The sequence below is a fragment of the Numidum massiliense genome (assembly GCF_001375555.1).
Classification (GTDB): Bacteria; Bacillota; Bacilli; order Thermoactinomycetales; family Novibacillaceae; genus Numidum; species Numidum massiliense.
Genome location: NZ_CTDZ01000009.1, coordinates 2,008,525 through 2,034,334 on the forward strand (window position 1 = coordinate 2,008,525; position 25,810 = coordinate 2,034,334).

Consider the following 25,810-nt stretch of genomic DNA (forward strand, 5'->3'; position numbering starts at 1 on the left):
ACAGCAACTTTACGTTCAAAGAAATAATAATCCGATGGGCGGACATGTATTAGCAGTCAGCTTATCGGATTATTTTTGGATAGAAGGGAATTTGACATTGGTGTGTGAATCTCCCTCTCAGTATTAGAACTATTTATCAATAATCATGCTTACTAAAAACTACACAGCAAAAGTTAAACAACTTCTCTGACTGCAGAAGGAGTTTCACACCTCCCCGTCGAATCCTTCTACTAACAATACTTTTTTACCAAAAATTTTTTTGGGGTCATTGACAGGGAGATCAATCCGATCACGCTTGGTTCACTTATTCGTAAGCATCGTAAGGACATGGGGCTGACATTGAACGATTTAGCAAGTGACAGCATTTCCGTCCCAACAATCAGCAATATCGGGCGCGGCATTACGGGCAACCTAGCCAGTAAGAAAGTGGCTTACATCCGTGAAAAACTCGTGTTAACCGACGAAAAAGTACATCAGCTGCTAAAGAACACCAAAGAGGAGAACGAACGCTTCGCACAAAAAATCGCCAACGTTAGATACCTAGTTGAGCTAAACCTGCTAAGTGAAGCGCGTCAAGAGATAAGCGCTTTACAAGCTGACGACAAGTTAGGCGATTATCGGCGTTACACGACGACGATACGTCTCTCACTCTTTGTAACTCAACACCACCTTTGGGATATACCTTGCATTTATCACTTGACGTCTCCATTCGTTAATTTTCATTAAGAATATTAATGACTTGAAATCAGCCAAATTATTAACGTCACTTTTTCTATCCAAAATCAACCATATGCAGATACATTTTGGTACAATAGATTTGGAATCAATCTCAATGCACCTTCTGTTATCCTGAAGATACTTCACAGCGGCTAATGATTGATCGATAACATAATTCAATTTTTGTGGTGTGCCTATTTTCACAAAGTACAATGTTTCATCTTTATATAGATCCGTGATCTCAAGTTTAAATTTATCATATTTTGTAATATCCCTATCAAGATTTCGGTATCCGACACCTTTAGCAATCACTTCATTAAAATACCTCTCTGCATACCACTTTTTTTCTCTTCCTCACTCAATTTACTCTTCCATACTTTATATTCCTTTGAGTTGAAATTAAATTCTTTTCTGACCTCAAATTCAATGTTGGAAACACTATTGATTAAGTAATCAACATAATTATCATTGAATTTAACCCATTTATCATCCTGTAAAAAATAATTATCCTCATCTATATAATCGATGAAATATTTTAACCTCCTTGTGAATCCTTTGTTACTTTCATCGACAGCTTTGATTTTTATATCATTGATTGATTCGACTGATAGTTCTATACCTGCCCTCGAAATAACCTCTGTTAAATCTTCTATTGATCCGTCCACGTCAATTTCAAAGTTCCTCCTACCATTTAAAAATAATGAGTATTCTTTAAGGAATACAAATTCTACACCCGATAAATCCTGTGTTTCTATATTCAATATCAAGTTGTTGTTGATCAAATTATCAACTAACCGTTTATCCAGCTCCTGTATTTCTTTTTTGTCCTGTACTTCAACGGCATACGGAATAGCGAATCGTGGCTCCTTCTTTAATTCTGATTCCAAGGCCTCTATGAATTCTGGTAGATCTGTTGGCCGCATATCCTTAATGTTAAATGTTACCGAATTACCACAATCTATCTTCTTCCCCCATTTTTGGTCTGTCGTCTTTCCCTTAAGAAAGTTTATCGCTTCGCCGCTATCTACCTCTATGGAAGTATTACTCTGATACGTGACAATGCTTTTTCTCCTAGAGCCCCCAAATAATCTCGAATTCTTCATGTCGATATGATTGTCGTCAATTAGCCGAGTGCCAATTTCAATGCCAAAATCCAGCTCACAAAACTCCTTTAAGTAAAAATGAGTTTTTCCCAAACTAATGACATAACAATAATCATCACATGTGATTACTAATGCTCCAAAATAGTTTTGATTTGCTAGTTCATTACTCCCACTAAAGAAATCTTTATATAAATCTGCCCACCATATAGACGATGAGCTCTTCGCAAAGTAAAAACACATTGAAACACCATTTAATTTTTTATCACTTGAACGCTCTAAACCTACGGAACTAAACTTTTCGGCTAGGTCTATCTCTCTTTCTTTCTTTATCTTGTAAAGGTTGAACTTGTACATTGATGATCCTCTCCTTTAATTTATTGAGTGGCAGGATAGGATTCCTGCCACACCCTCAATGCAGACTAACCCTACACCCCCTCACTCGCCATCAATTCCGCCTGCTTCACCACCGTCTCTACCGCTTTCTTCTGCAAGTCCGGTGGGTAGCCGTACTCCTTCAACAGCCGGCGTACTGTGATGCGCATTTTGGCGCGGGACGATTCGCGGAGGTTCCAGTCGATGCTCATGTTCGCTTTGACCGCCTTCGTCAGTTCGTGGGCGATCAGGCGCAGTTTTTCATCGCTCATCACTTCTTGCGCCGATTCGTTCGTCGCGAGAGCGTCGTAGAAGGCGATTTCTTCGTCGCTCAGACCCGCTTCTTCGCCCCGCTTGTAGGCGGCGTTCATTTCTTTCGCTAACTCGATCAGTTCTTCGATTACTTTGGACGTTTCGATGGTGCGCTTATTGTATTTGTTGATCGCGTCTTCGAGTAGCTCGGAAAATTTCTTTGCCTGCACGAGGTTGCGCCGCTGAATGTGTTTCACTTTCCCTTTTAGCAGACGGTTGAGTAGTTCAACGGCGACGTTTTTGTTCGGCAAGGCGCGCACTTCGTCCAAAAACTGGTCCGACAAGATGGACAGGTCGGGCTTGTCCAAGCCGAGTGAGCCGTAGACGTCGACGACTTTTTCGGAGATGATCGAGTTGGACAGCAGTTGGTTAATTTGCGACTCGACTTGGTACAGTGTTTGTTTATCTTTTTTGCCTGCGGGCAGCAGTTTGACGATGCCGCTTTTGACCGCTTTAAAAAAGCCGATTTCTTCGTTCAGTTCTTCCGCTTCGGGCGTGGTGGCGCACAAGGCGTACGCTTTCGCCAGTTCGGTCACGAGGCGGAGGAACTCTTTCTTTTCTTCTTCGCCGCGGCCGATGACGAAGTCGACGGTTTCGACGATCGCTTGCATCCGTTCGGTCGGTTTGTCGGACTGGAACTTTCTGTAGTCGTGCCGGTAGAGCATGTCTTGGACGATTTCGAGTTTTTCCAGCATAAGGTCGACGGCGACCGATGTGTCGATGCCAGCGTTCGCTTTGTCGCTGTCGGTGTACTGTTTGAGCGCCTCTTTTAACATGTCGGCGATGCCGATGTAGTCGACGACGAGGCCACCCGGTTTGTCGCGAAAGACGCGGTTGACGCGGGCAATTGCCTGCATGAGGTTGTGGCCACGCATCGGTTTGTCGATGTACATCGTGTGCAGTGACGGGACGTCGAAGCCGGTGAGCCACATGTCGCGCACGATGACGAGTTTGAGCGGGTCGTCGTTGTCTTTCATCCGCTTGGCGAGTAGTTCCCGCCTCTTTTTGTTGCCGATGTACAGTTGCCAATCCGCCGGGTCGCTGGCGTTGCCGGTCATGACGATTTTGATGACGCCTTTTTTGTCGTCGTCGGAATGCCAGTCGGGGCGGAGAGCAACGATTTCTTTGTACAGGTCGATGGCGATGCGCCGCGACATGACGACGATCATTCCTTTGCCGAAGAGCGCTTCTTGCCTTTTTTCAAAATGGGCGACGATGTCGCGGGCGAGTGTGTGGACGCGGTCTTTTGCCCCGGCGAGCGCTTCCAAGCGCGACCACTTCGACTTCAGCTTTTCCCGCTGCATCGACTCTTGGTCTTCCGTTATTTCTTCGTAATCGTCGTCGATGGTGATGTCTTTCGGCATCGCCAACTTGACGATGCGGCTTTCGTAGTAAATTTTTACAGTGGCTCCGTCGGCAACCGCTTGCGTCATGTCGTACACGTCGGTCAGCGAACATTAGTTTTGATCCATTGATTCGTCTCTGCTTTTGTTTTGTGGATGGTGCTTAAATAAGAGGAAGGTTTAAGTACCATTTATGAAAGTAAATTGAAAGCCAATACAGGAACATATGTTTGCATTTAGACTCCTGTTGTGGTAAGCTCATTATATGGAATTGGTAGATATGTTCGATAGATGATGCAAACATTCACGCGAGTCGTGGTATAATATTGGAGAGGGTTGAGGGTTGTGGCTGGAGCTAGAGAGGGCTGTAAGAAGGATCGGGTCAATCGCGAACACGACGCTGGTTATCGCCGCATACTCTCGGTCAAACGAGTCTTTCTCGATTTTTTACGCGACTTCGTGACACGCGATTTGATGGCTCACATTGATCAAACGACGCTGCAAATAGTTCAGCAATCGTTTGTGTTACCGGATTTCAGTGGGAAAGAAGCCGATCTCGTCTATTCGACACTCATCGGTGAACCGAAAATGGTTCTGTACGTTTTAACGGAATTGCAATCGACCGTCGATTATCTCATGCCGTTTCGCCTTCACTTGTACATGACGGAAATTTGGCGCGAAGCTTACAAAAACACAGATAGAAAAGTCTCAAGGCGCAAGAACTACCCCCTTCCCACTGTATTACCGATTGTTTTGTACAACGGCAAGCGACAATGGACGGCTGCGCGGGAATTTCGGGGAAAAGTACCTGGCGCCCACTATCTAACGAATAAAGCACTAAACTTTGACTACGTGTTGGTCGATGTCCAACGACTCCCGGATGAGGCGTTGTTAAAGCTAAACCACGTCATTGCTGCGATGTTCTTCCTTGACCGCGAATTAGACCTCAAAGAATTCGCCGAGAGGTTTAATCGGCTCGCACCTAAAATATCTCGCTGGTCACAGCAAGACCGCGACTTGCTACTCGGATGGCTTAAACACATCGTCATCAAGCGGCTGCCGCGAGAGGATCGGCCGATTACCGAGAAAATCATTTTATCGCTGATGGAGGGATCAATGATGGAGTCTGCTTTAGCGAAAGGGATTGAGAAGTCGATTAGAGATTATATTGCCCGAGGAAGGAAAGCAGGATTGAAAGCGGGAAGGACCGAAGGTGTTCAAGAAGGTGCCCGAAAAAAAGGACTTGAAATTGCCCAACGATTGCTTCAGCAAGGCATGACTACAGATCAAGTCGCTGACCTAACGGGGCTGTCTCTTGCGGATGTGGACGATTTGAAGAAAAATCAACGGCTGCTTACCGACAGCTAACGACAGCAACGGGCGGCGATCTTTGACGGTACCGTATGTCTGACTACGGGATGCTTTCTCTCCTTGTTCGTGTAGTCACGCGAATTTGTTGGCTATGATTTTTCCTAACATGTAAACAGTCACGTTTAAAATGGCGGAATATATGGACGACTATCAACCGATTTGATATCATTATGACTAATGATCCCATGTCGATCAAGCTCACTTGAAGAAAAATGAAGGTCAAGAAAGGAGGGATTAGCGTGAGCGATAAAATAGACTTGATTCTTGTCGAGCTGCAAAAACTGAATGCACGTGTGTCCACCGTTGAGTCCCATTTAACAGGAATGAAGCCACTGATCGACGACATCAAGCCACTTAAGGACGACGTTGCTGCGATGAAGCCGCTGATCGATGACATCAAGCCGCTCAAGGACGACGTTGCTGCGATGAAGCCGCTAGTTGAGCAGATTCCTGCTATTGGACAAGCTGTGTTTGAAACGGCGGATCGGTTAGACGAGTTGCGTGTAGAAATTAAGTATGCTATTGAGAATACTAACGAAAACCGCCTTCAAATTTACAGAGTCAAACAACAAATGAAGATTGTTATGGAAGAGTTATCTTCCGAATCGTAAATTCGTTGCCAAATGAGAGCGGCGATTCATTTCTTATTCATTTCTTTATTAAGTATGCTGTCACATGAACAGAAGACAATCGCCGCTATATCTTCACATCACTCGTATTTTTGTCCGTTAATCTCAAAACTCGTCGTCACTTCGGCGTTTAGCGATTGAGATACCGTACAGTATTTGTCGCGGGAAAGGTCTACCGCGCGCCGCACTTTTGCTTCCGGAAGGTCTCCCGTTAGTTTGTAGTGGATATTCACGTGGGTAAAACGTTTCGGATACTCTTCCGCACGCTCCCCGGAAACCTCCATCTCAAACGATTCGACATTAAGCCGCATCCGCCGCAAAATATCGACGATATCGATCCCGGAGCAAGCACCCGTCGCGGCCAAAAGCGCCTCGGTCGGTCGAGGACCCCGATTCTCGCCCCCCACTTCTTCAGAAGCGTCGAGCGTTAGATGATGGCCGGATTCAGTGATCGCTTCGAAGTTCATTTTCCCATGCCATTTCAAATTCGTTTTCATCGTGACGTGCAACCTCTTTCCTTAAATATTTTATTTGCATGATTTGCAACTAACGTGGTCGTTTACTGGATCGCTACTGTCGTCCATATGTGTCATATGCCCCTATTATACCCTCTAGCGGTATTATTAGCAAAAAAAGATCACCACACATTACAACTTCTTCACACTTTCTTTCACCGTCTTCTTCGCTCCTTCATCCCACACTTCATAAATCTCAAACGTCCCTTCTTCAAAAAACAGCGGGAACCTCCGCTTAAACCACCCTTGCATCGGCAGATTCATTGCTTCGGAAATCGGCACCCACTTAAGCTCTCCTTCCGGAGGAAATGGCAACAACTCTCCTTCGAACGATGTCGCTAAATAATTGAACACCATGTAGCGGAAGTTTTTTTGCGGGTCGACGTATTCGTCCAGACCTTTATAGACGAGATCCTTCACGCGCAGCCCCGTCTCTTCCCACTTTTCCCGGGCCGCCGCTTCTGTCAAACTCTCCGGAAACTCCACTTTCCCACCCGGTCCGAGATACCCCGGAAATCCGAGCTCACTCGGTCGGTTGACGAGTAGTACCTTGTCCCCGTCCTGTACGAGACACATCGTATACATGGCAACGTGTATGTGTCAAGCTTTACTCGACGACCTTACAGGATCAAGGATTTAAAGACCTAAATATATCATTCCCTAACGTTCACTTGTTGTTCGCCCTTGAGGAATTAACTCTTCAAGGACGGCGATTAACCACCTTATCCAAATACCCAATACCACTTGAAGTTGATGCGGCACCTACTTGAATCCTGCCAACTTGAACCCCAATGTGATCCGACTTACCTATTCGCCTCGCATGGCGTTTTAGTTTTTGTGTCACTTGGCGGTTGGGCCAGACAGTTAATAATGCCTGTCTCCGGATAAACCCCTTAAAACTGGACATACATAACTACAAGCTCACGTTATCTCTGGTTCTCGCTTCCTTTCGTCAATAGAAGTGTAGTCGCTTCAGACCTTCCGTCAAGGGTAAAGGCTACGCCCTCGCTTTCGCTCGCCCTTGACGTCACGTCTTACAGCGGCTGTTGGCTTGGAAGACGAAAGGGAAGGATCAGAGTCGAACGGCTTTCGTGCGCAACGAAGATGTTTGATGCGCATGGAAAAACTGCGCGGGGCTCATGTCCCCAATACTACCGTGTATGCGGCGGTTGTTATAAAAGTCCATAAAGCCTATGACGGTACGATATGCTTCCTCGTACGTCTCAAAGGAATACTTGTTGAAGCATTCGTCCTCAACGATCCGATGAAACGCCTCAATATGGGCATTTTTATTCGGTGTGTTCGGCGGAATACGTTCGTGCTCACAACCGTAGTGTTCACAAGCTTCTTCGAATACTTTAGATACGAACTGTGGACCATTGTCCGTCCGGATGATCGGCTTTTCTTGTGCCTCCTGAAGCCCGCGTGTCGAAAGCGCTCGTTGTAGCACCTGAACAGCGTCTTGACCTTCGCAAGCTAATCCAACATGATAGTCAATAATCGAACGGTCATAAACGTCAATGTAGGAAAGCAGGAAGAAAAAGCGGTTTTCTCCGGCAATGTACCCATACTTGATGTCTGTTTCCCACAGCTCATTCGATCGCTCAACGAGGCGGTTACGTGCAAGGCGCCTAGGGTGGCGGATTCGCTTCCGTCGCTGCGGCAGTAAGATGCCTAACCGTTTGCAGAGACGGTACACTTTTTTCTTATTAATGACTAAATCGTACGTCGAACGGAGCGCCACCGTTAATTTTCGGTACCCATACGCGTAGCCATCACCCGAGACGAGCTCCATAAGCCATTCTTTAATTTGTTCGTCGGACACTTTTTGCCCGCTGTTTGTGAAGGAGTAACCTGGTGCCGGTCTCCCCCCACTTACTTTCTTCTCCTTCACCCGATAGTGTTTCTGATAGTAATAGGTGGAACGCGGTACGTGGACAATCCGTAAAACGGTTTGGATCGGGTATCCCTTAGAAATCCACTTGTCCGCTACTTCAATCTTTTCAGCAAGTGAGGGTGCTGCTTTTTTACAAGATCACGCAAAATGGCAATTTCTAAATCCTTTTCGCCCAACAACCGTTTTAGCTGATCATTTTCCTGAGCAAGATCACTGAATTCGCGTGGTTGGGCGGATTCGATCGGGACGTCCCCGTAGTGCCCGTCCTTATATTCGCGAACCCATCGGTTAAGCAAGTTAGAACCGAGATCATAGCGGCGAGCAACTAGCGCTTGGTTACCAACCTCCATGGCTTCCTTTGCGACTTGGATTTTAAATTCCTTGGTGAACTGACGGCGTTTCATTTGATTCTGCCCCTTTCATCACTAGTATAACTTAAAGTGTTTAGTGATGTCCAAGTTACTATAGGGGCTTAATAGTCTCAACGTCCCATTGGTAACGCCTTGTTGTACTTTCGCGATAGCTTGAGCCCCTTCTTCACTCCAGTACATGCCACGACGTTTCATGCGGTATGCCAGACGTCTCTGGTTCGATTCCATGCATCCCATCCTACGAGCATTTTTTGGCACGTCTGGACTAACCTCACGCCAGTCGCAGAGGATCTCCCAGTGCCCTTCAAGATACTTCTGCATGTTCTCGATACGCTTTTCCTCTCGCTCCGTCTCTGCATTTCCCTGTGCCGTATCAATCACCGCTTTAAACCTATCCTTATTTTTTTCGGATATTGCCTTTTCAATTTGAGGAATGAGCCTTGGCTGGCGGCTCAACCCGCGACGAATACTCCTCTTTACGTGAAAAGGATCCAATTGGCGGACAACCGATGTCGCTTCAGAAAAGGTATTTTGAACGCGTTCCTCAGAGATCCATGAAGCCGCATCCGCATTAGTCGCCACATGTGTATGTGAGAGATCCCAACGATGTCGAATCGCTGCATAACCTATTTCCCAAAAGTCATCCACCGATTCAACGGTAGAAAAGACGTGACGATCTGTTAACGAGACACGCTGTCCGTTTTGCTCCCACCCGGTATAGGCAAGCATATTTTTGATCTCTATTCCTTTGCCTCTCCCTTTGACGTATAAGCCATCCGCTTCGCAATATAAGTAGCTAACTCAGCCCCGAGCATCTGACGTCAAATAAATTGTTATTTCCCAAATAATTTGAATTAACCTTAATAATCACCCTTTTTTTGTTTTATAAGCTCTTCCTTATCCTTTGCTTAGAATTTCTTTTTCCTTTAGGTTTTAAATAAGAAATAACAACTAAAAAAATTAAAATGCAGAGACAAATTATAATACCACAAAACATCATTAATCGATTATCCAAATATGCCTGATTTTTTAGCGGATGCAAATCAACTGATAAAAGGCTTGGAAAGGTATTATGAATTCTTAAACCTATAATGGTTGAACCTAGCAAAATAGCCAATATATTACCGACCCATTTCATGATGATCCAATAATAATTTGCAAATCCCCAATTTGTTCGTACTGCGATCCATATTCCAGTAATTAGACAACCAAACCCGCCTGGTATGATGAGAAAATTATCAAAAAACAAGATAAACTTATGGGCAGCATAAATTTGTTCATTACTAACTGACAGAGTAGTACCTATAGCCATCATTAATTCGCCTAACAATCCTGCAAAATATAAAATGACAAAGAAAACGTGGGCAATAATCCACCATTTCTTTTTATTGGACTTTAGCTGTCCTTCTTTTTTCGTACCAATAAAAACAAGAAGAAAGACTAAGGCCAAAATTGTAACAGTAATTGCTCCAATAATTATAATTTCCATCGCGTTTTTACTCCTTTAACATTTTTTTTGCAACTTTTTAATTCATTAGTTAGCCATTCCAGCCATTCTAACTCCATAAGATTTTGCTGAAAAGGCTATCGTTTCAGGCACTACGATAAGCAGCGATGCTTATCATTCTTGAGGTGATTTGAGTGCGTATGTGTCAAGCTTTACTCGACGACCTTACAGGATCAAGGATTTAAAGAACCTAAATATATCATTCCCTAACGTTCACTTGTTGTTCGCCCTTGAGCATTAGTAATACACCTTTTACAACTTCGGTAAGCTACATGCTGCCTATAAACGATCCGCCAGATGCTGCAAATGCATCAAACGTTTGATTTCCGTCCAAAAAGCATGGCAATCCCTAGGATCATAATCGCGATCGGAACGATCGGCCACGCGATGGAAGCGTGAGTGAGCAACGTCCCGACGGAAAATACGACAAAAAACAAAAGCGATACCGCTGTCAAAATCGCAATTGGGATCAGCAAGCCTTTATGCCGGCCGCCGAACCAATACAACTCGAACAAACCGACAGCAACAGCAAAAATACACCCAGGCCACATGTAACTCCAACCGTCGACGAGCGTCGCCACTTGAAAGACGATCCCCGTTGTCAGTAAGATGCCTCCCGGAACTAACACCCCCACCCCGCGGCGATCCAATAATGAAAAATACATCCAATGAAAAAACAGTCCTAAAGGTATCACAAACATACTTGGCCAAAATAGTGCAAACATCGTCCCCACACCGTCAATCTCGCCGCGGTTAAACAGCATGTACACACCTAACAACATAAGAAGCACACCAAAAACGTGACGTCCTTTCATTTCTTCCACCTGCCCAGTTCCACATTAGTAAGTAAATTCAGCATACCACAGTTGCGCATGGATTCCCTCCACCTTCGGACGTATTTTTCTCCCTTCCGCAGACGTATGTGGCGCCGGTCGCTGGAAAGAAAGCAAAGAAGTAAGTAGTAGGTAGAAGTGACAATCTACCTCGCTAGCCTCCGTTATAAGTACGGAACGTTTCATGCGTGAACGCAATAAACGTACGTAACGGAAGGGACATCCATTTATCTTTATGCCAAGCGATTTGCGTAAACATGGGCGGCGTATCGTTTTGCCACGCTAGCTCCTTCATCGTCCCCTCCGCCAAATCTGCCGCAACGACCATTGCCGGTAAAACAGCGACGCCGATCCCGGCGATAACACACTGTTTAATCGCTTCGATACTGCCAAATTCGATTTTGTTTAACGGATAGACGTCAGCGGAATGAAAGCTGTCTTCCAGTAACGTGCGGTAGGAGCAACCCGTTTCTGTCAACAAGAGCGTCTCCCGTGCCAAGTCTCGCGGATATACGGTCGTTCTTGTTAGTAGTGGATGGTTAGGGGCTGCGACCATTTTCAGTTGCTCTTGAATGAGCGATTCGACGATCAGTGTGTCGCTCGATTGATTTTTGTCTGTTATAAACGCAATGTCGAGCAAGCCTTGCTGCAGTTGCTCCCTCGCCATTTCATCTGAATGCGCCGGTTTAAACACGAGCTTCACATGTGGGAACGCGGTCTTGAACTTTTTTAAAATCGGCGGCAACCGATACGTACACTGACTTTCCTGCGCGCCGATGACCAAACGGCCAGTCGGTTGCTCCTCTTCGCCCACCACCGTCTTCGCTTCAGCGGCGAGCGCGAGCATTTTGTCGGCGTACACTGTAAACTGACGCCCTGCTTCCGTTAAGGTCAACCGCTTCCCCAACCGTTCAAACAACAATGTGCCTAGTTCCTGTTCTAGCGCTTTTATTTGCGCCGTCACACTCGATTGAGCGAAATTCAATATTTTAGCAGTGTGTGTAAAATTCAAGTTCTCGCTTGCAATTTTAAACGTGAGCAGTTGTTTTATGTCCACGACCGTCCAACTCCCAAATCGTTTTTTACGATTGATATAATCAAAATAATCATCTTTAGTAATGGATGGCTTTAGTATATCATTTGTTTAACGGCTTGCGATCGTCGACCCGGTTTGTCGATCGTAGGCAACGTCATACGTGTCGATCAGTAAAGCGAGCGACAGTACAGGGAAGCAAGGTACATGTCGGTAAGAGTACAGGTAAGTAAGGGACATGTCGGTCAGGGTACGGGGAAGTAAGGTACATGCCGGTCAGGGTACAGGGAAGCAAGGTACATGCTGGTAAGAGTACAGGGAAGTAAGTACATGCCGGTAAGAGTACAGGAAAGTAAGAGACATGTCGGTCAGGGTACAGGGAAGTATGGTACATGCCGGTAAGAGTACAGGGAAGTAAGTACATGCCGGTAAGGGTACAGGGAAGTAAACGTACAGGTAAGAACGGCACAGGTTAAGCAAGGTACTAGTAAGTAAACTGCAGGTAAGTAAACTTTAGGTAAGTAAAGTACAGTATGGTGAAGGAGTAGATGCATCGTGTCTCTTGCAGTCATTTACGGCGGCAGCCGTGAAAATGGCAATACCGAAACGCTAACCGAACGTGCGGTACAAAAATTAACTGTGGAAAAAATATATTTACGAGATTACGCGATTCAACCGATTGTAGACGAACGTCATGCCGCAGGTGGCTTTCAAGATGTGAACGATGAGTATAACAGCATCATCGACCGCATCTTGCCCCACGACATCCTCATCTTTGCAACCCCGATCTATTGGTACAGTATGTCGGGGACGATGAAGACCTTTATCGATCGCTGGTCACACACATTGCGAGATACGAAGTATCCCGACTTTAAAAATAGCATGCAGGCAAAAAAAACGTACGTCATTGCCGTCGGCGGCGACGAACCATCCATTAAAGGCTTGCCGTTGATTCAGCAGTTTCGCTATATTTTCGACTTTATCGGGCTTTCATTCGCTGGCTATATAATCGGAGAAGGAAACAAACCGGGCGACATTTACAAAGATGCGAAGGCACTGTTTGCCGCCGAGCAGCTTAATCATACCTTGCGAGCGCTGTTGGAAACGCCTTTATAGGAATGAATCTGTCGAAACAGATGCAGCAAAAAATGAAGATTATACACCCTCACAATAAAGGAGTTAAGAGGCTATCTTGATCGATTCGGATAGCCTTCTTTTCTGTGAAAAAATACGCAAACCCATTAATGGATGGATTTACAAGCCAAGATCATGTCAGTCTAACATTACGCCGCTTCCTGCTTTCCACCTGTCACCGTCAGTAATCCTAAGTTGTGCAAGCGACGCCTGACGGCAACGCCGATAAATGAAGCCATAACGACTTTCAAAATATCGGTCCCGATGAATGGAACAACCCCTGCCAGCGCCGCTTCAGTCCAACCCATGCCAGTGACAAGCTTAAGCTGTACGATCCCGACAGCATAAATAACGATCGAACCGATTGCATTGGCGAAGACCGCCCACACAATACCTAGATTGTCCCGCCGTTGCATCAGCCATCCCGCAACGAAAGCTGCGATAATAAAACCGAAAATATAACCGCCCGACGGACCGATCAACGTTTGAAAACCGCCGCCAAATCCCGCGAACACGCGCACGCCGACCGCCCCGAGTAACACGTAGATGACCATCGATAACATACCATAAAACGGTCCAAGCACTGTCGCCGCCAAAAGGACCGCCAAGGTCTGTCCAGTTAACGGTACCGGCGAAAATGGAAGCGGGATCGTTATTTGTGCAAATACCGCCGTAATACCTGCAAAAAGTGCTGCCAAAACCTGCATACGCAATCGTCTTGAACCCATTAAGAATCCTCCTCTACTGATCGTCGTCCTGTCGTCGACCGTATGTAAACCTATTGTCAACCATTTATTACATTTAGGTTGACAATAAAAGTGTAAAAGAAGCAACGCCAGTTGTCAATACGCGTTGCTTAAAATTTGTCCATATCCATCATCGTGTGAGTTGTAGCGAAACGTGACTGCGTGCTCTCTTTAGCGGATCCCTAATGCCATGCGAGCCATGCGCGACATGCGCTCTTTCGTCCACGGCGGATTCCAGACGATGTTCACCTCGACCTCTTTTACGCCTTCCACGTCGCTCACCGCCGCTTCAACCATTTGGTTGATCATCCCAGCGAGTGGACAGCCCATCGCCGTTAACGTCATCGTCACCGTCACTTTTCCTTCGTCTGACACGTCGATACCGTAAACGAGTCCTAAGTCGACAATGTTAATCCCTAGCTCCGGATCGTCAACCTCGTACAAGCGCGCTTCCACTTCTTCTTTTATGTCATCTTTTTTCTGTTGTTCCATTTTTTCACTCCCCTTTGTGCGTTTACACACGACTATTTACTTATCGTATGACCAGTTGTCGGCTTTTTTATTAGAAGCCCTAATCGTTACTCCGATCGCCCTATTAACGTAACATACTTTACACTGTCAAACAAATTATAATAAAATAGGCGTCAGACCACTTTTCGTAATTGCTGAAGGGACTGACATGAAGATGTACAAAGCATTGACAATCGCTGGCTCAGACAGCAGCGGTGGCGCAGGGATCCAAGCCGATTTGGAAGCTTTTCAAGAACTCGGCGTTTACGGGTTAACAGCACTGACGACGATTGTCGCCATGGATCCAGACAACTATTGGTTTCACCACGTATACCCGATTGATATAGAAATCGTGAAACAGCAACTAAAGACGAGCGTCACGGGGGTTGGCGTCGACGCTGTAAAAACGGGCATGCTCGGCTCGCCAGCCATCATCGAGCTTGCCGCGGAGGCGATTGAGGCGCACGGGTTAAAAAACGTCGTCATCGATCCGGTGATGGTATGTAAAGGTACGGACGACAGCGAAGAGCTACAGCCTGAAAACACAAAAAGCTTGCGGGAAATTCTCGTTCCGAAAGCGACGATCGTCACGCCGAACTTGTTTGAAGCAGCCAAATTGAGTCAAATGCCGCCGATCACGTCGCGTGAACAGATGAAGGAAGCGGCAGTTGCCATTCACGCCCTCGGCGCCAAAAACGTGTTCATTAAGGGCGGTAGCAAGCTTGACGCGGTCGACCTGCTGTACGACGGCAACGACTTCGAATGGCTGGAGACCGAGAAGCTCGATACGACGTACACCCACGGCGCTGGCTGCACAACTGCCGCAGCGATTACCGCCGAGCTGGCTAAAGGGCGTACGGTGAAAGAAGCAGTAAAAACGGCGAAACAATTCATTACGCAAGCGATTCGCCATTCGTTCAAATTGAATCAGTACGTCGGTGCCGTCAACCGCTTCGCCTATCGGACACACGGGGAACAGTAGTCCGGATTAACTGACACCATCCCTGCCGTGACTCTTACTTAAAAAAGTAAAAAGCTCCAGGCAACACATCCTTCGATCTGAGGGCTACACTTAAGCAAATGCCTTTCCTATCAAGCGATCGGCTAACGAGGTAGAATATGCTCTACCTCGTTTTTATGGTTACGTTCGTTAGAAAATAAACAATTTGTACAGTAAGTGCCGACAATATGAGCGGTAACCAAACAGCGTCAGCGTCTCGTCACCGTGGACTCTCGATAGCAAACCGTTATAGTCTCAGTCGTTGTCGTGCAGCGTCGGCCACCGCACCCACGGTTCTTCCCGTGGCGGAAGTGATTCTACCTTCACGACGTCCTTTTTCGTCGGGTGGGCAAATTGCAGGGAATGGGCCCACAGTGCCAACTGCTGGCCGGGTCGGTTCACCCCTTGTCCATATTTTTGATCGCCGTACAACGGACAGCCACAGGCGGCAAGCTGCACGCGTATTTGATGGGAGCGTCCTGTGTGAAGCTGAATGGACAATAGACTAAAGTTGTCCCTTTGCCCAATTGTTTCGTAAGCGAGTACCGCTTTTTTCGCTTTTTTGTGAGATGGTGACACGGTAAACACTTTATTTTCCCGCTGATTTTTGACGAGATAGTGCTCTAGTACCGCTTGTTTCTCAGGGGGCGTTCCGTGTACGACGGCCAAATACTTCCGTTCAAGCGCCCTTCTGCGCAGCGCATCTGACAGGCGGGAAGCAGCCTTCGATGTTTTAGCGAACACGATAACGCCGCCGACAGGGCGATCGAGACGGTGGACGAGCGCGAGAAACACATTCCCCGGCTTCTCATAGCGAATTTTTAAATCGTTTTTCAAAACGGTCAGTAAATCGTCATCCCTTGAGCGATCTCGTTGTACGGGCACGTTAACCGGTTTTTCTACGACGAGTAGATGATTGTCTTCAAAAAAAATACGGATTTGCATGCAATACTAGAGCTCCTTCAACAACGTTCATGCTTCGATTGTACCGTATAAAATGAAAGGTATGCAACGACGAGGGGAATGACAAAGAAATCGTCGTCGAAATTAACGAAATAGGCGCTACATTCTAAATATGTTCATATAATTGTCGTATAATGTTAAAAATTATATCCTAATCTTTTGCCCAAAATCACTTATACTGTAAACGTATACTTCATTCATGATGACAGCGAACATTGAACATTTTTGCCACGATCCGATTAAAAGATTGCGCTCGTGACACAATGTATCATAACGACATCATGACCAATCTACAAAGGAGACGAACCAATTGACACAATCTCGCAGCGATTTCCAAATGCCGTCGGTTAACATCTTTGGTCGCGGAAGCGTCAACGAAGCAGGTGAGCGGTTAAAAAATTTAGGATGTAAAAAAACGCTCATCGTCACCGACGAGGGACTGTTTAAATTAGGTGTAGCGGAAAATATAGCCAACATTATTAAAAATGCTGGCCTCGAAGTATCGATCTTCCCGAAAGCGGAGCCAAACCCTACGGACAAGAACGTGGAAGAAGGGTTAGCTGCTTATCGCGGAGAAAACTGCGACTCCATCGTTTCTGTCGGCGGCGGTAGTTCGCACGATGCGGCGAAAGCAATCGGCTTAGTCGCAGCAAACGGCGGTTCCATCCACGACTACGAAGGTGTCGATCGCTCGGAAAAACCGATGGTGCCATTAGTAGCGATTAACACGACCGCCGGTACGGCAAGTGAAATGACGAAGTTCACCATCATTACCGACACGAGCCGCAAAATTAAAATGGCCATTGTCGACAAACACGTCACTCCGATGCTGTCGATTAACGATGCTGATTTAATGGTCAAAATGCCGCCAGGGCTTACAGCGGCTACCGGGCTCGACGCCTTAACCCACGCGGTTGAAGCTTACGTCTCTACAGCTGCTACGCCAATCACGGACGCTTGTGCGATTAAAGCGATGCAAATTATACCTACTTACTTACCGCGGGCCGTTGCCAACGGGGAAGACATCGAAGCGCGCGAACAAATGGTTTACGCTCAGTTTTTAGCGGGGATGGCATTCAACAACGCCTCACTCGGTTACGTCCACGCGATCGCCCACCAATTCGGCGGTTTTTACAACTTCCCGCACGGGGTGTGTAACGCCATCTTATTGCCGCACGTCTGCCGCTTCAACCTCGTTGCGCGCGCGGATCGCTTTGCCGATATCGCCGCCGCCCTCGGAGAAAACGTCGCTGGACTGAGCACGCGCGAGGCCGCAGAAAAGGCGATTACGGCCATCGAACGTCTCGCAGTTGACTTAAACATCCCTGCAGGATTCAAACAAATGGGTGCAAAAGAAGAAGACATCGAGACGTTGGCCAAAAACGCCATGAACGACGCCACAGCGTTAACAAACCCGCGTAAGGCGACGCTCGAACAAGTGGCACAAATCATCCGCGAGGCGATGTAACACTTGGCACGCCTTTAAATAACACTCCGATCGTTCTTTGATCGGTGGAAAAGGAACGCGTTCATATGGAACAGATTTGAAAAGGACGGGATGTTCCCCCCGTCCTTTTTTTATTAGGAATTGGCATTATAACCTGCATCACTTGTTTTACCCTGTTCCCATTAGATATACTTTTTAGGAGAGCAAACCTTATTTTATCGAGGTGTGTCCCTTGTTTAACGAAATGACAGTAGTAGAAGCAGAACAACGGCGCCAAGCCGTGCGCTTCATCGACGTGCGTTCGCCCGGTGAATTTGCACAAGGAAGTATACCCGGGGCAATCAACGTTCCGTTATTGGACGATGAAGAACGCGCTCGCGTCGGCACGACGTATAAGCAGGTTGGCCGTGCAGAAGCGACCCGGTTAGCGATGGATCTCGTGTCGCCGAAGATTCCACACTTCGTTCGCTGTATTGACTGCGAACTCTCTGGTGGACAAGCTCCGCTCATTTTTTGCTGGCGCGGCGGTAAACGCAGTGAGGCGATGGCGACGTTCGTCGATCTCGCCGGAACGCCAGTGTACCGTTTAACGGGCGGTTACCGCGCCTACCGCAACTACGTCGTCGAACGGCTAGCGTCGGCCCAGCTGAAAATGCCGTTGATTGTCCTCAACGGGCTAACCGGTGTCGGAAAGACAGATGTACTAGCACGTCTCGCTGCGCGAGGAGAAGCCGTGATCGATTTAGAACAACTCGCCGGCCACCGCGGTTCCGCCTTCGGTAGCTTGGGCGAAATCGAGCCGCGTAATCAAAAACAGTTCGACGCCCTTTTATGGGAAACAATCAAGCAGATTAACGATCGACCATACGTTTTTATTGAAGGAGAAAGTAAACGGATTGGGCGCGTCCTCGTCCCTGATTTTCTCATGGACGCAAAACTGCACGGTGTACAGGTATACTTAGAAGCCCCACTCTCCGTGCGCGTCGCGCGCATCGTCGCGACGTACCACCCACAAGGGACGAACGAAGCGGCGTTTCAGCAAGACGTGCGAGAAGCGATCTCCCGCATCGAGAAGCGGTTAGCGCCGGATGTCCGCCAGACGCTGCACGAAGCAGTCACTGCCGCCGACTATGAAGCGGTCGTCCAACTGTTGCTCACGAACTATTACGACCCGCGCTACGCCCATACGTTTAAACAGTACGACACGATGTACCGCCGCATCGATTCGACTGACTTGGAAGCAGCGACTACCGCGTGTCACGAGGCCGCCCGGGAAATCACAGCTACACAATCCGCGCACGGCACGTGACACTACTTTACTGCCAACACGTGACGGATCTTATCGATCGCCCAATCGAGGTCCGCTTTTGAAATAATAAGCGGCGGTGCAAAGCGAATCACGTTTTCGTGCGTCTCCTTGCATAACAGCCCTTCCTCTTTCAACGCCTCACAGTACGCGCGCGCCGGTTCGTATAACTCGACCCCAATGAACAAGCCTTTGCCGCGGACTTCTTTAATGAGCGGATTGTCAATCGCCCGCAATTGTCGTTGGAAGTAGTCGCCGAGATCGAGCGAGCGCGCGACTAAGTTCTCCTCCTCGATCACTTCTAACGCCGCAACGGAAACGGCACAGGCGAGCGGATTGCCGCCGAACGTCGATCCGTGCGAGCCCGGATTAAACACGCCTAAAATATCGTCGTTCGCCGCAACAGCCGAGATCGGGAATACGCCGCCGCCGAGTGCCTTACCTAAAATGTACATATCCGGGACGACACCTTCCCAGTCACAGGCGAACATTTTGCCCGAACGACCGAGGCCTGCTTGAATTTCATCGGCGATGAAAAGCACGTTTTGTTCCTTACACAGGTCGTAAGCTTCCTTTAAAAACCCTTCCGGCGGGATGACGATGCCTGCTTCTCCTTGAATCGGCTCTAACAAGAAAGCGGCTGTGTGGGGTGTAATCGCTGCTTTAAGTGCTTCTATGTCCCCGTACGGAATGAGCTTAATGCCCGGAAGCATCGGTCCGAAGCCGCGCTTGTATTCCGCCTCTGACGACAGTGACACGGCCGTCATCGTGCGCCCGTGGAAGTTTCCTTCACAAGCAATGACGACTGCTTCGCCGTCCGGAACACCTTTTACATCGTACGCCCAGCGGCGCGCCGCTTTAAACGCCGTCTCTACCGCTTCCGCACCCGTGTTCATCGGCAGCACCATGTTTTTGCCCGTTAACTGCGAGACCTTCTCGTAAAACTTTCCCAATTGGTCGTTGTGGAACGCGCGCGAGGTAAGGGTCACGCGCCCTGCTTGCTCGACTAACGCCTCAATAATTTTCGGGTGACGGTGTCCTTGGTTCACCGCGGAGTACGCACTTAACATATCGATGTACGTATTGCCTTCCGGATCTTTCACCCATACCCCGTCGGCTTCGGAAATGACGATCGGCAGCGGTAAGTAGTTTTGCGCCCCGTATTTTTCCGTCTGTTCAATAATTGCACGTGTGTCAGCCAAGACAGCTCCCCCTTTCCGTATTTAACCTAGAGCACCGTCCACACGCATGTGGACAGTGCCCTAAGAGGATTCGTCGCTTTTTTTCGCTTCATTCGCTATACGTTGCGCTTAACGCGCAACCGCTATCCCATTGCTCGCAGGTGGCAGCATCAGAACATCGAGCTTTAAAGCATCTCCGATACGGTCTTACCTTGCATGTGCAAAAGGAGGTAATCTGGTCCGCCCGCTTTCGAGTCCGTTCCCGACATTTTGAAGCCGCCGAACGGTTGGTAACCGACGATCGCCCCCGTGCAGTTGCGGTTAAAGTACAAGTTGCCGACGTGGAAATCGCGTTTCGCCCGTTCGATGTATTCGCGGTTGTTCGTAATGACGGCGCCAGTCAATCCGTACTCGGTATTGTTCGCTATGTCGAGGGCTTCGTCAAAATTGTTCGCCTTAGCGATTGCGAGTACCGGACCGAAAATTTCTTCTTGCATGATGCGCGCATCCGGGCTGACATCGGCGAACACGGTCGGTTCGATAAAGTACCCTTTCGAGTCGTCGCTGTTCCCACCGACGACGAGACGCCCTTCTCCTTTGCCGATTTCAATGTAGCCCGTAATTTTGTCGAAAGCGGCGCGGTCGATGACTGGTCCCATGTAGTTGTCATACGTTACGGGGTCGCCGACCGTCAGCTGCTTCACGAGTGCTTCTACTTTGCCGAGTAATTCGTCGTACACGTCGGCGTGGACGACCGCGCGCGAGCCGGCTGAACATTTTTGCCCGGAAAAACCGAAGGCAGACACGACAATCGCTTCGGCCGCGACGTCGAGGTCGGCGTCTTTCTCTACGATAACCGTATCTTTACCGCCCATCTCGGCGATGACGCGCTTCAAGTGGAATTGTCCCGGGTGTACTTTTGCCGCCCGTTCGTAAATACGTACACCGACGTCGCGCGACCCAGTAAACGTAATGAGCTTCGTTTTCGGGTGGTCGACGAGGAAGTCCCCTACTTCGGCCCCACTGCCGGGTACGTAGTTGACGACTCCTTTCGGGAGACCCGCTTCTTCTAGTACTTCCACAAACTTAGCGGCGACGACCGGGGTCGCGCTCGCTGGTTTTAAGACGACCGTGTTACCGGTCACAAGCGGCGCGACCGTCGTCCCACACATAATCGCAAAGGCGAAGTTCCACGGGGAGATGACGACTGTTACACCCATCGGCGTATAAAAGTACTCGTTGTGTTCCCCCACGCGACTGTTCACTGGCTTGCCTTCGGCGATGGCGAGCATTTGCCGGGCGTAATATTCCATAAAGTCGATCGCTTCCGCTGTATCGGCATCCGCCTCTTTCCACGGTTTGCCCGCTTCTTTCACTAAGTAAGCAGAAAACTCGTGTTTGCGCCGTCTGACGATCGCCGCCGCGCGGAAGAGGATGCCTGCGCGCGCTGCAGGGTCCCACTTACGCCACTCGGCAAACGCTTCATCGGCGGCGTTGATCGCTTTTTCCGCAATGTCGCGGGTTGCTTTCGACACAGTGCCGATCACTTCTTCGCGATTAGCCGGGTTAGTCGAAACGATTTTCTCTTCCGTTTCGATGCGCTCCCCTCCGACGACGAGGTCATACTTCCCGCCGAGGGCTGCCTCAACTTTAGTTAGTGCCGCTTGAAACGCTTCGCGATTGTTCACATCGGAAAAATCGGTAAAAGGTTCGTGTTTGTATACAGATACCATTCATATCCCTCCACAACTTATATGTATCCAAGGTTTAGCATTCATCAAGTCTAATTGCAAAATACGTGCCAACTACTCTCGAACGTTGTAGGTAGGAGACAAAACGGCGCTAGACAAACAATTTCGCTCGTTTAAACCCGTTGGCGGTAAGGTGCGACCGCCCCCCACGACTGCAAAAATTTCCGCCTCTGCATGATACGTTTGCAGTTAAACGCAAAATGAGTTTGCACCTTTGCAAGCGTTCACCTTATAATGAATGCATCACCTTGAGGCGATGCCGTATATGTCATGCCATGTACGGTAGCGATGCACAGGGCGTCGTAAACGGCCATACGTAGACGTGAGGCAGACTTTAAGCCCGCTACCTTACAACGTAACATCTCCCTCCCAAATACGCAACTTAGAAAGGAGCAACGACGCTTATGGCCATTCATCATCTATCACTCGCGAACGACCAACTGTCAGCGGTCGATCGCCTTCAACTTGAGCGGTTGTTCCGCATATACAAAAATTTACTCGACGAAATCGACGTCGGGATCCACGTCATCGACAACAACGGTAAAACGATCATTTACAATAAAAAAATGATGCACATTGAAGCGATGGAACGGGAAGATGTACTCGACAAACGCGTCCACGACGTGTTTATGTTTACGGAGCAACAAGACAGCACGCTCATGCAAGCGCTCAAACACGGCAAAGTGACAAGTCACACGAAACAGACGTATTTCAACAACCGCGGGAAGGAAATCACGACCGTTAACAATACGCATCCGATTTATGAAGACGGAAACATCGTCGGCGCGATCGAAATTGCGCGCGACGTAACGAAAATCGAGCGGTTAATGCGGGAAAACCGCGCGCGGGGAAATACGCGTTACACGTTTAACAGCATTATCGGGCATAGCGCGGCGATCCGCGAAGTCGTCGACGTCGCTCAGCGAGCGACGCGGACAAACTCGTCGGTGCTCATCGTCGGTGAAACGGGCACGGGGAAGGAAATGTTTGCGCAAAGCATTCACAACTACAGTAACCGCGCCTCAGCACCTTTCGTTTCCCAAAACTGCGCCGCTTTGCCGGAACACCTCGTGGAAGGAATTTTATTCGGGACGAAGCGCGGCGCCTTTACGGGTTCGACGGAGCGTCAAGGGTTGTTTGAGCAAGCAGAAGGTGGCAGCTTGCTGCTCGATGAAATTAACGCGCTCAATCCGAATTTGCAGGCCAAGTTGTTACGCGTCCTGCAAGAAAAAAGTGTACGCCGCATCGGGGGCACCCGCGATCAATTGATCGATGTACGCTTTTTGGCGACGATCAACGAAGATCCGATCGAAGCAATTAATCACGCGCGCTTGCGCAAAGATTTGTATTACCGGCTCAGCGTCGTCACCTTGTTTATCCCCCCGCTGCGCGAGCGAAAGGAAGACATCGTAGACTTAGTCCATCATTTTATTGCGAAGTACAACGACTTATTCCAGATGGACGTCGCCCGTGTAAGTGACGACGTGCTCAACTTGTTTTATGCGTATGACTGGCCGGGCAATGTGCGCGAACTCGAACACGTCATCGAAGGGGCGATGAACTTAATAGTCACGGAAGATACGCTGACGCTGTCACACCTGCCACCTCATTTTGCGCATAAATCGCGCATGCGGCTGGAGCCGTCGTCTTCGCCCAATCCCGCGCATGCTGTACGTCAACGCCCGCGCGGGCATCTACGGGAGCTCGCAAACGTGCGGGAAAAGGAGCCAGAAACGTTACAAGAGCGTCTCGCGCGCGTGGAGACGAATTACTTGCGCGAAACACTTGCGCGGTGCGACTTCAATGTGACACGGGCAGCGAAAGAACTCGGCATTAGCCGGCAAAGTCTACAATACCGCCTGCGCAAATATAATATTAACTGAATACGATAACTAAAAGCATATGAACCGAACGAAAGGGGAAAACTGGGGGTGTAAAGGATGTGACTACATTGAGGACGTTGCACAAATGGGATTACCGCATCCATCTCGTGTTCGCCGTAGCGATCGTCGCCATCCTGTTAGGTTTTAAACCGGATCAGTGGCTAAAGGCAGACGTCGTCACAGGAAAAATTGACGTCTACAAATTTGATGATAACGTACAAACAAAATTACAGCCGTCGCAGTGGACGCAATATGAGCTGTCGAAAGTGCTACGCTCCGTCAAAACGATGAAAGTGTCGAGTTACCGCCAGCTTCCCCCGCGCTATTTGCTGTTCAACTTTGAACGTACGGTCGTACTAGACGATTCACCGGTCCCGTTTGCTTTTAAGCAAATGATTGTTACCTTACCCGACAGCACGTGGCAAAAACCGCAAATGTTACTGAAAAACCCGCAAGGACAGTGGCTCGAATACGACATGTCGCACCCGCTGACGATGTTGTTACGCGACTATCGGTGAATGATGTGAGCCCCCTTGCATAACAGTTACCGCAGCACGCGTCACGTGTTATCATACGTTTCGCATGCTGCGGTTTTTTTGCTTACTTATTATGCAGTTTTTCGTGTCAACTGATCTCCAAAATTTTAAACTGGATCGTGCCGCCCGGTGCAGGTACAGTCACAACATCGCCAATCTGTTTGCCGATTAACTCGGCACCGATCGGCGATTCATTCGAGATTTTTCCGTCGAACGGATCTGACTCCGCACTCCCGACAATCGTGTATTCTTCGGTGTCACCTTGCGGCACTTCTTGAATTTTTACTTTCGCGCCCACACCGACAATGTTTTTATCCTGTTCGTCTTGAGTAATGATCTTCGCATTGCGGAGCACGTTCTCCAACGTGTTGATGCGCGATTCGATAAACGCCTGCTCTTCCTTCGCCGCATCGTATTCGGAGTTCTCGCTAAGATCGCCTTGTGCGATTGCTTCTTTCAACCTAATCGCTACCTCTTGGCGCTTAACCGTCTTCAGCTCATCCAACTCATCGTTAATCTTGGCTAACCCTGCTTCCGTTAGCAGTACTTCTTTTTTATCTACCATAACAACCTCTCCTTATGTATCATTTACCCGTCATTTCATTAATTGTTGTGAAAGAACTACACGTCCCTTAAATCTTCCCTAAAAAAGCGGATTTCATAACTTACCTCGATTTATCGATTCTGCCGCATCTCGCACAAATTTGCAAGCATTTTTTAAAAAACATTTTGTGAACAATTTAAGTGATTACACAAAAAATCATTGGAAACATGCAGCGTTAGTAGCCACTGGCGGCTAATTTCAACACTTTTTTGAATGTATTCCATTTTACTTTTCATTACTTACGTGCAGTTCTTCGACATATTGTAGCACACAGTCGCGCGATGTCCAATAGTTTAGTCGCACAAATACTTGCGTTAGCCGACCTTTCCGGTATACTAAATAAGCGGGCAGCGGATGTACGGACCGTATGCCTGCGATGCGCACGATACACGTAAAGGAGAATATGCATGGAATCTCGTCCGTATGCTACATGGGAAAAACTACTCGCCGCCCTCTGTCACCTAGTGCCAATCGTCGGGCCACTCCTCACGTTGTTGTTCGGAAGAAAATCGGCGTTTGTCCGCCGCCACGCGCAAGAAGCGGTCGTGTTCCAAATTTCGTGCCTCATTGCCTTAACAATTTCTGCCTTCTTGGCGATCATCCTCGTCGGTTATTTGTTAATCGTCTTCTTCTCCCTCGTCTACTGCGTGTCCACGATATACGCCATTGTGCTTTCACTTAAAGGAAAACCGTACACGTATCCGGTGGCGACATACGTCACCGACCAGTTGTTTGCCTGATGGTTC

Annotated in this window: 25 protein-coding genes and 2 pseudogenes; 10 read left to right on the forward strand and 17 right to left on the reverse strand. The window is 48.1% G+C overall.

What is annotated here, in order from left to right; translation table 11 throughout:
• Positions 1-327 precede the first annotated feature (327 nt).
• On the forward strand, positions 328-726 hold the full coding sequence (locus BN1247_RS17720; protein WP_187119761.1) for a hypothetical protein: 399 nt from the start codon (positions 328-330) through the stop codon (positions 724-726).
• 299 nt (positions 727-1,025) lie between these two features.
• Here the strand turns inward: BN1247_RS17720 and BN1247_RS09670 are convergent, their stop codons facing one another.
• Positions 1,026-2,174, reverse strand: coding sequence for a DUF6119 family protein (locus BN1247_RS09670; RefSeq protein ID WP_054950197.1), 1,149 nt, complete (start codon positions 2,172-2,174; stop codon positions 1,026-1,028).
• Positions 2,175-2,245: 71 nt separating this feature from the next.
• Positions 2,246-3,949, reverse strand: a pseudogene (locus BN1247_RS09675) (type I restriction endonuclease subunit R); the annotation flags it as partial.
• Between the two features lie 243 nt (positions 3,950-4,192).
• Between BN1247_RS09675 and BN1247_RS09680 the strand changes: the two are divergent.
• Positions 4,193-5,215 (forward strand): Rpn family recombination-promoting nuclease/putative transposase, encoded by a 1,023-nt coding sequence (locus BN1247_RS09680; protein ID WP_054950198.1) that lies wholly within the window; start codon positions 4,193-4,195, stop codon positions 5,213-5,215.
• A gap of 242 nt (positions 5,216-5,457) precedes the next feature.
• Positions 5,458-5,829 (forward strand): hypothetical protein, encoded by a 372-nt coding sequence (locus BN1247_RS09685; RefSeq protein WP_054950199.1) that lies wholly within the window; start codon positions 5,458-5,460, stop codon positions 5,827-5,829.
• 98 nt (positions 5,830-5,927) lie between these two features.
• Here the strand turns inward: BN1247_RS09685 and BN1247_RS09690 are convergent, their stop codons facing one another.
• The 9 genes and pseudogenes from BN1247_RS09690 to BN1247_RS09725 form a co-directional block, all read right to left on the reverse strand.
• The gene (locus tag BN1247_RS09690; RefSeq protein WP_054950200.1) at positions 5,928-6,344 is read right to left on the reverse strand and encodes an OsmC family protein; all 417 of its coding nucleotides are present in this window, start codon (positions 6,342-6,344) and stop codon (positions 5,928-5,930) included.
• Positions 6,345-6,494: 150 nt separating this feature from the next.
• Complete coding sequence (locus BN1247_RS09695; protein ID WP_390622042.1) at positions 6,495-6,938, reverse strand: 8-oxo-dGTP diphosphatase; 444 nt, start codon at positions 6,936-6,938, stop codon at positions 6,495-6,497.
• Between the two features lie 124 nt (positions 6,939-7,062).
• Positions 7,063-7,269 carry a hypothetical protein gene (locus tag BN1247_RS17725; protein ID WP_147675221.1) on the reverse strand — a complete coding sequence of 69 codons (207 nt, stop codon included), beginning with the start codon at positions 7,267-7,269 and terminating at the stop codon, positions 7,063-7,065.
• 165 nt (positions 7,270-7,434) lie between these two features.
• Entirely contained in the window at positions 7,435-8,361 is a 927-nt protein-coding gene (locus BN1247_RS09700) for an IS3 family transposase (protein WP_054948914.1), read from the reverse strand.
• Positions 8,352-8,663: a transposase gene (locus tag BN1247_RS09705; RefSeq protein WP_054948915.1), complete on the reverse strand. Its 312-nt coding sequence runs from the start codon at positions 8,661-8,663 to the stop codon at positions 8,352-8,354. Before BN1247_RS09705 ends, BN1247_RS09700 begins: the two co-directional genes overlap by 10 nt.
• A gap of 21 nt (positions 8,664-8,684) precedes the next feature.
• Positions 8,685-9,419, reverse strand: a pseudogene (locus tag BN1247_RS09710) (UPF0236 family transposase-like protein); the annotation flags it as partial.
• A 94-nt stretch (positions 9,420-9,513) separates the two neighbouring features.
• Positions 9,514-10,119 carry a DUF2269 family protein gene (locus tag BN1247_RS09715; RefSeq protein ID WP_054950203.1) on the reverse strand — a complete coding sequence of 202 codons (606 nt, stop codon included), beginning with the start codon at positions 10,117-10,119 and terminating at the stop codon, positions 9,514-9,516.
• Between the two features lie 329 nt (positions 10,120-10,448).
• The gene (locus BN1247_RS09720; protein WP_054950204.1) at positions 10,449-10,952 is read right to left on the reverse strand and encodes a hypothetical protein; all 504 of its coding nucleotides are present in this window, start codon (positions 10,950-10,952) and stop codon (positions 10,449-10,451) included.
• 172 nt (positions 10,953-11,124) lie between these two features.
• On the reverse strand, positions 11,125-12,027 hold the full coding sequence (locus BN1247_RS09725) for a LysR family transcriptional regulator (RefSeq protein WP_054950205.1): 903 nt from the start codon (positions 12,025-12,027) through the stop codon (positions 11,125-11,127).
• Positions 12,028-12,558: 531 nt separating this feature from the next.
• On the opposite strand from BN1247_RS09725, the gene BN1247_RS09730 reads away from it, so the two are divergent.
• On the forward strand, positions 12,559-13,119 hold the full coding sequence (locus BN1247_RS09730) for a flavodoxin family protein (protein ID WP_054950206.1): 561 nt from the start codon (positions 12,559-12,561) through the stop codon (positions 13,117-13,119).
• A 167-nt stretch (positions 13,120-13,286) separates the two neighbouring features.
• Here BN1247_RS09730 and BN1247_RS09735 read toward each other — a convergent pair whose 3' ends face one another.
• Both BN1247_RS09735 and BN1247_RS09740 read right to left on the reverse strand, forming a co-directional pair.
• Positions 13,287-13,865 carry a biotin transporter BioY gene (locus BN1247_RS09735; RefSeq protein ID WP_054950207.1) on the reverse strand — a complete coding sequence of 193 codons (579 nt, stop codon included), beginning with the start codon at positions 13,863-13,865 and terminating at the stop codon, positions 13,287-13,289.
• A gap of 189 nt (positions 13,866-14,054) precedes the next feature.
• On the reverse strand, positions 14,055-14,375 hold the full coding sequence (locus BN1247_RS09740; protein WP_054950208.1) for a metal-sulfur cluster assembly factor: 321 nt from the start codon (positions 14,373-14,375) through the stop codon (positions 14,055-14,057).
• A 187-nt stretch (positions 14,376-14,562) separates the two neighbouring features.
• On the opposite strand from BN1247_RS09740, the gene pdxK reads away from it, so the two are divergent.
• A complete protein-coding gene (gene pdxK, locus BN1247_RS09745) occupies positions 14,563-15,375 on the forward strand; it encodes a pyridoxine/pyridoxal/pyridoxamine kinase (protein WP_054950209.1) in 813 nt (270 codons plus the stop codon).
• A gap of 273 nt (positions 15,376-15,648) precedes the next feature.
• On the opposite strand, the gene BN1247_RS09750 is transcribed toward pdxK, so the two are convergent.
• Positions 15,649-16,338, reverse strand: a complete 690-nt coding sequence (locus BN1247_RS09750; RefSeq protein ID WP_054950210.1) for an RluA family pseudouridine synthase — start codon at positions 16,336-16,338, stop codon at positions 15,649-15,651.
• A gap of 355 nt (positions 16,339-16,693) precedes the next feature.
• Between BN1247_RS09750 and BN1247_RS09755 the strand changes: the two genes are divergently transcribed.
• Entirely contained in the window at positions 16,694-17,824 is a 1,131-nt protein-coding gene (locus BN1247_RS09755) for an iron-containing alcohol dehydrogenase (RefSeq protein WP_054951597.1), read from the forward strand.
• A 223-nt stretch (positions 17,825-18,047) separates the two neighbouring features.
• On the forward strand, positions 18,048-19,112 hold the full coding sequence (mnmH, locus tag BN1247_RS09760; protein ID WP_054951598.1) for a tRNA 2-selenouridine(34) synthase MnmH: 1,065 nt from the start codon (positions 18,048-18,050) through the stop codon (positions 19,110-19,112).
• 2 nt (positions 19,113-19,114) lie between these two features.
• Here the strand turns inward: mnmH and BN1247_RS09765 are convergent, their stop codons facing one another.
• Both BN1247_RS09765 and pruA read right to left on the reverse strand, forming a co-directional pair.
• A complete protein-coding gene (locus BN1247_RS09765; protein WP_147675222.1) occupies positions 19,115-20,311 on the reverse strand; it encodes an ornithine--oxo-acid transaminase in 1,197 nt (398 codons plus the stop codon).
• A 164-nt stretch (positions 20,312-20,475) separates the two neighbouring features.
• Positions 20,476-22,023: an L-glutamate gamma-semialdehyde dehydrogenase gene (gene pruA, locus BN1247_RS09770; protein ID WP_054950212.1), complete on the reverse strand. Its 1,548-nt coding sequence runs from the start codon at positions 22,021-22,023 to the stop codon at positions 20,476-20,478.
• 422 nt (positions 22,024-22,445) lie between these two features.
• Between pruA and BN1247_RS09775 the strand changes: the two genes are divergently transcribed.
• A complete protein-coding gene (locus BN1247_RS09775; RefSeq protein ID WP_147675223.1) occupies positions 22,446-23,924 on the forward strand; it encodes a sigma-54 interaction domain-containing protein in 1,479 nt (492 codons plus the stop codon).
• Positions 23,925-23,983: 59 nt separating this feature from the next.
• Positions 23,984-24,442 carry a hypothetical protein gene (locus BN1247_RS09780; protein WP_147675224.1) on the forward strand — a complete coding sequence of 153 codons (459 nt, stop codon included), beginning with the start codon at positions 23,984-23,986 and terminating at the stop codon, positions 24,440-24,442.
• A 106-nt stretch (positions 24,443-24,548) separates the two neighbouring features.
• On the opposite strand, the gene greA is transcribed toward BN1247_RS09780, so the two are convergent.
• The gene (greA, locus tag BN1247_RS09785) at positions 24,549-25,025 is read right to left on the reverse strand and encodes a transcription elongation factor GreA (RefSeq protein ID WP_054950214.1); all 477 of its coding nucleotides are present in this window, start codon (positions 25,023-25,025) and stop codon (positions 24,549-24,551) included.
• A 446-nt stretch (positions 25,026-25,471) separates the two neighbouring features.
• Between greA and BN1247_RS09790 the strand changes: the two genes are divergently transcribed.
• On the forward strand, positions 25,472-25,804 hold the full coding sequence (locus BN1247_RS09790; protein ID WP_054950215.1) for a DUF4870 domain-containing protein: 333 nt from the start codon (positions 25,472-25,474) through the stop codon (positions 25,802-25,804).
• Positions 25,805-25,810: the final 6 nt, after the last annotated feature.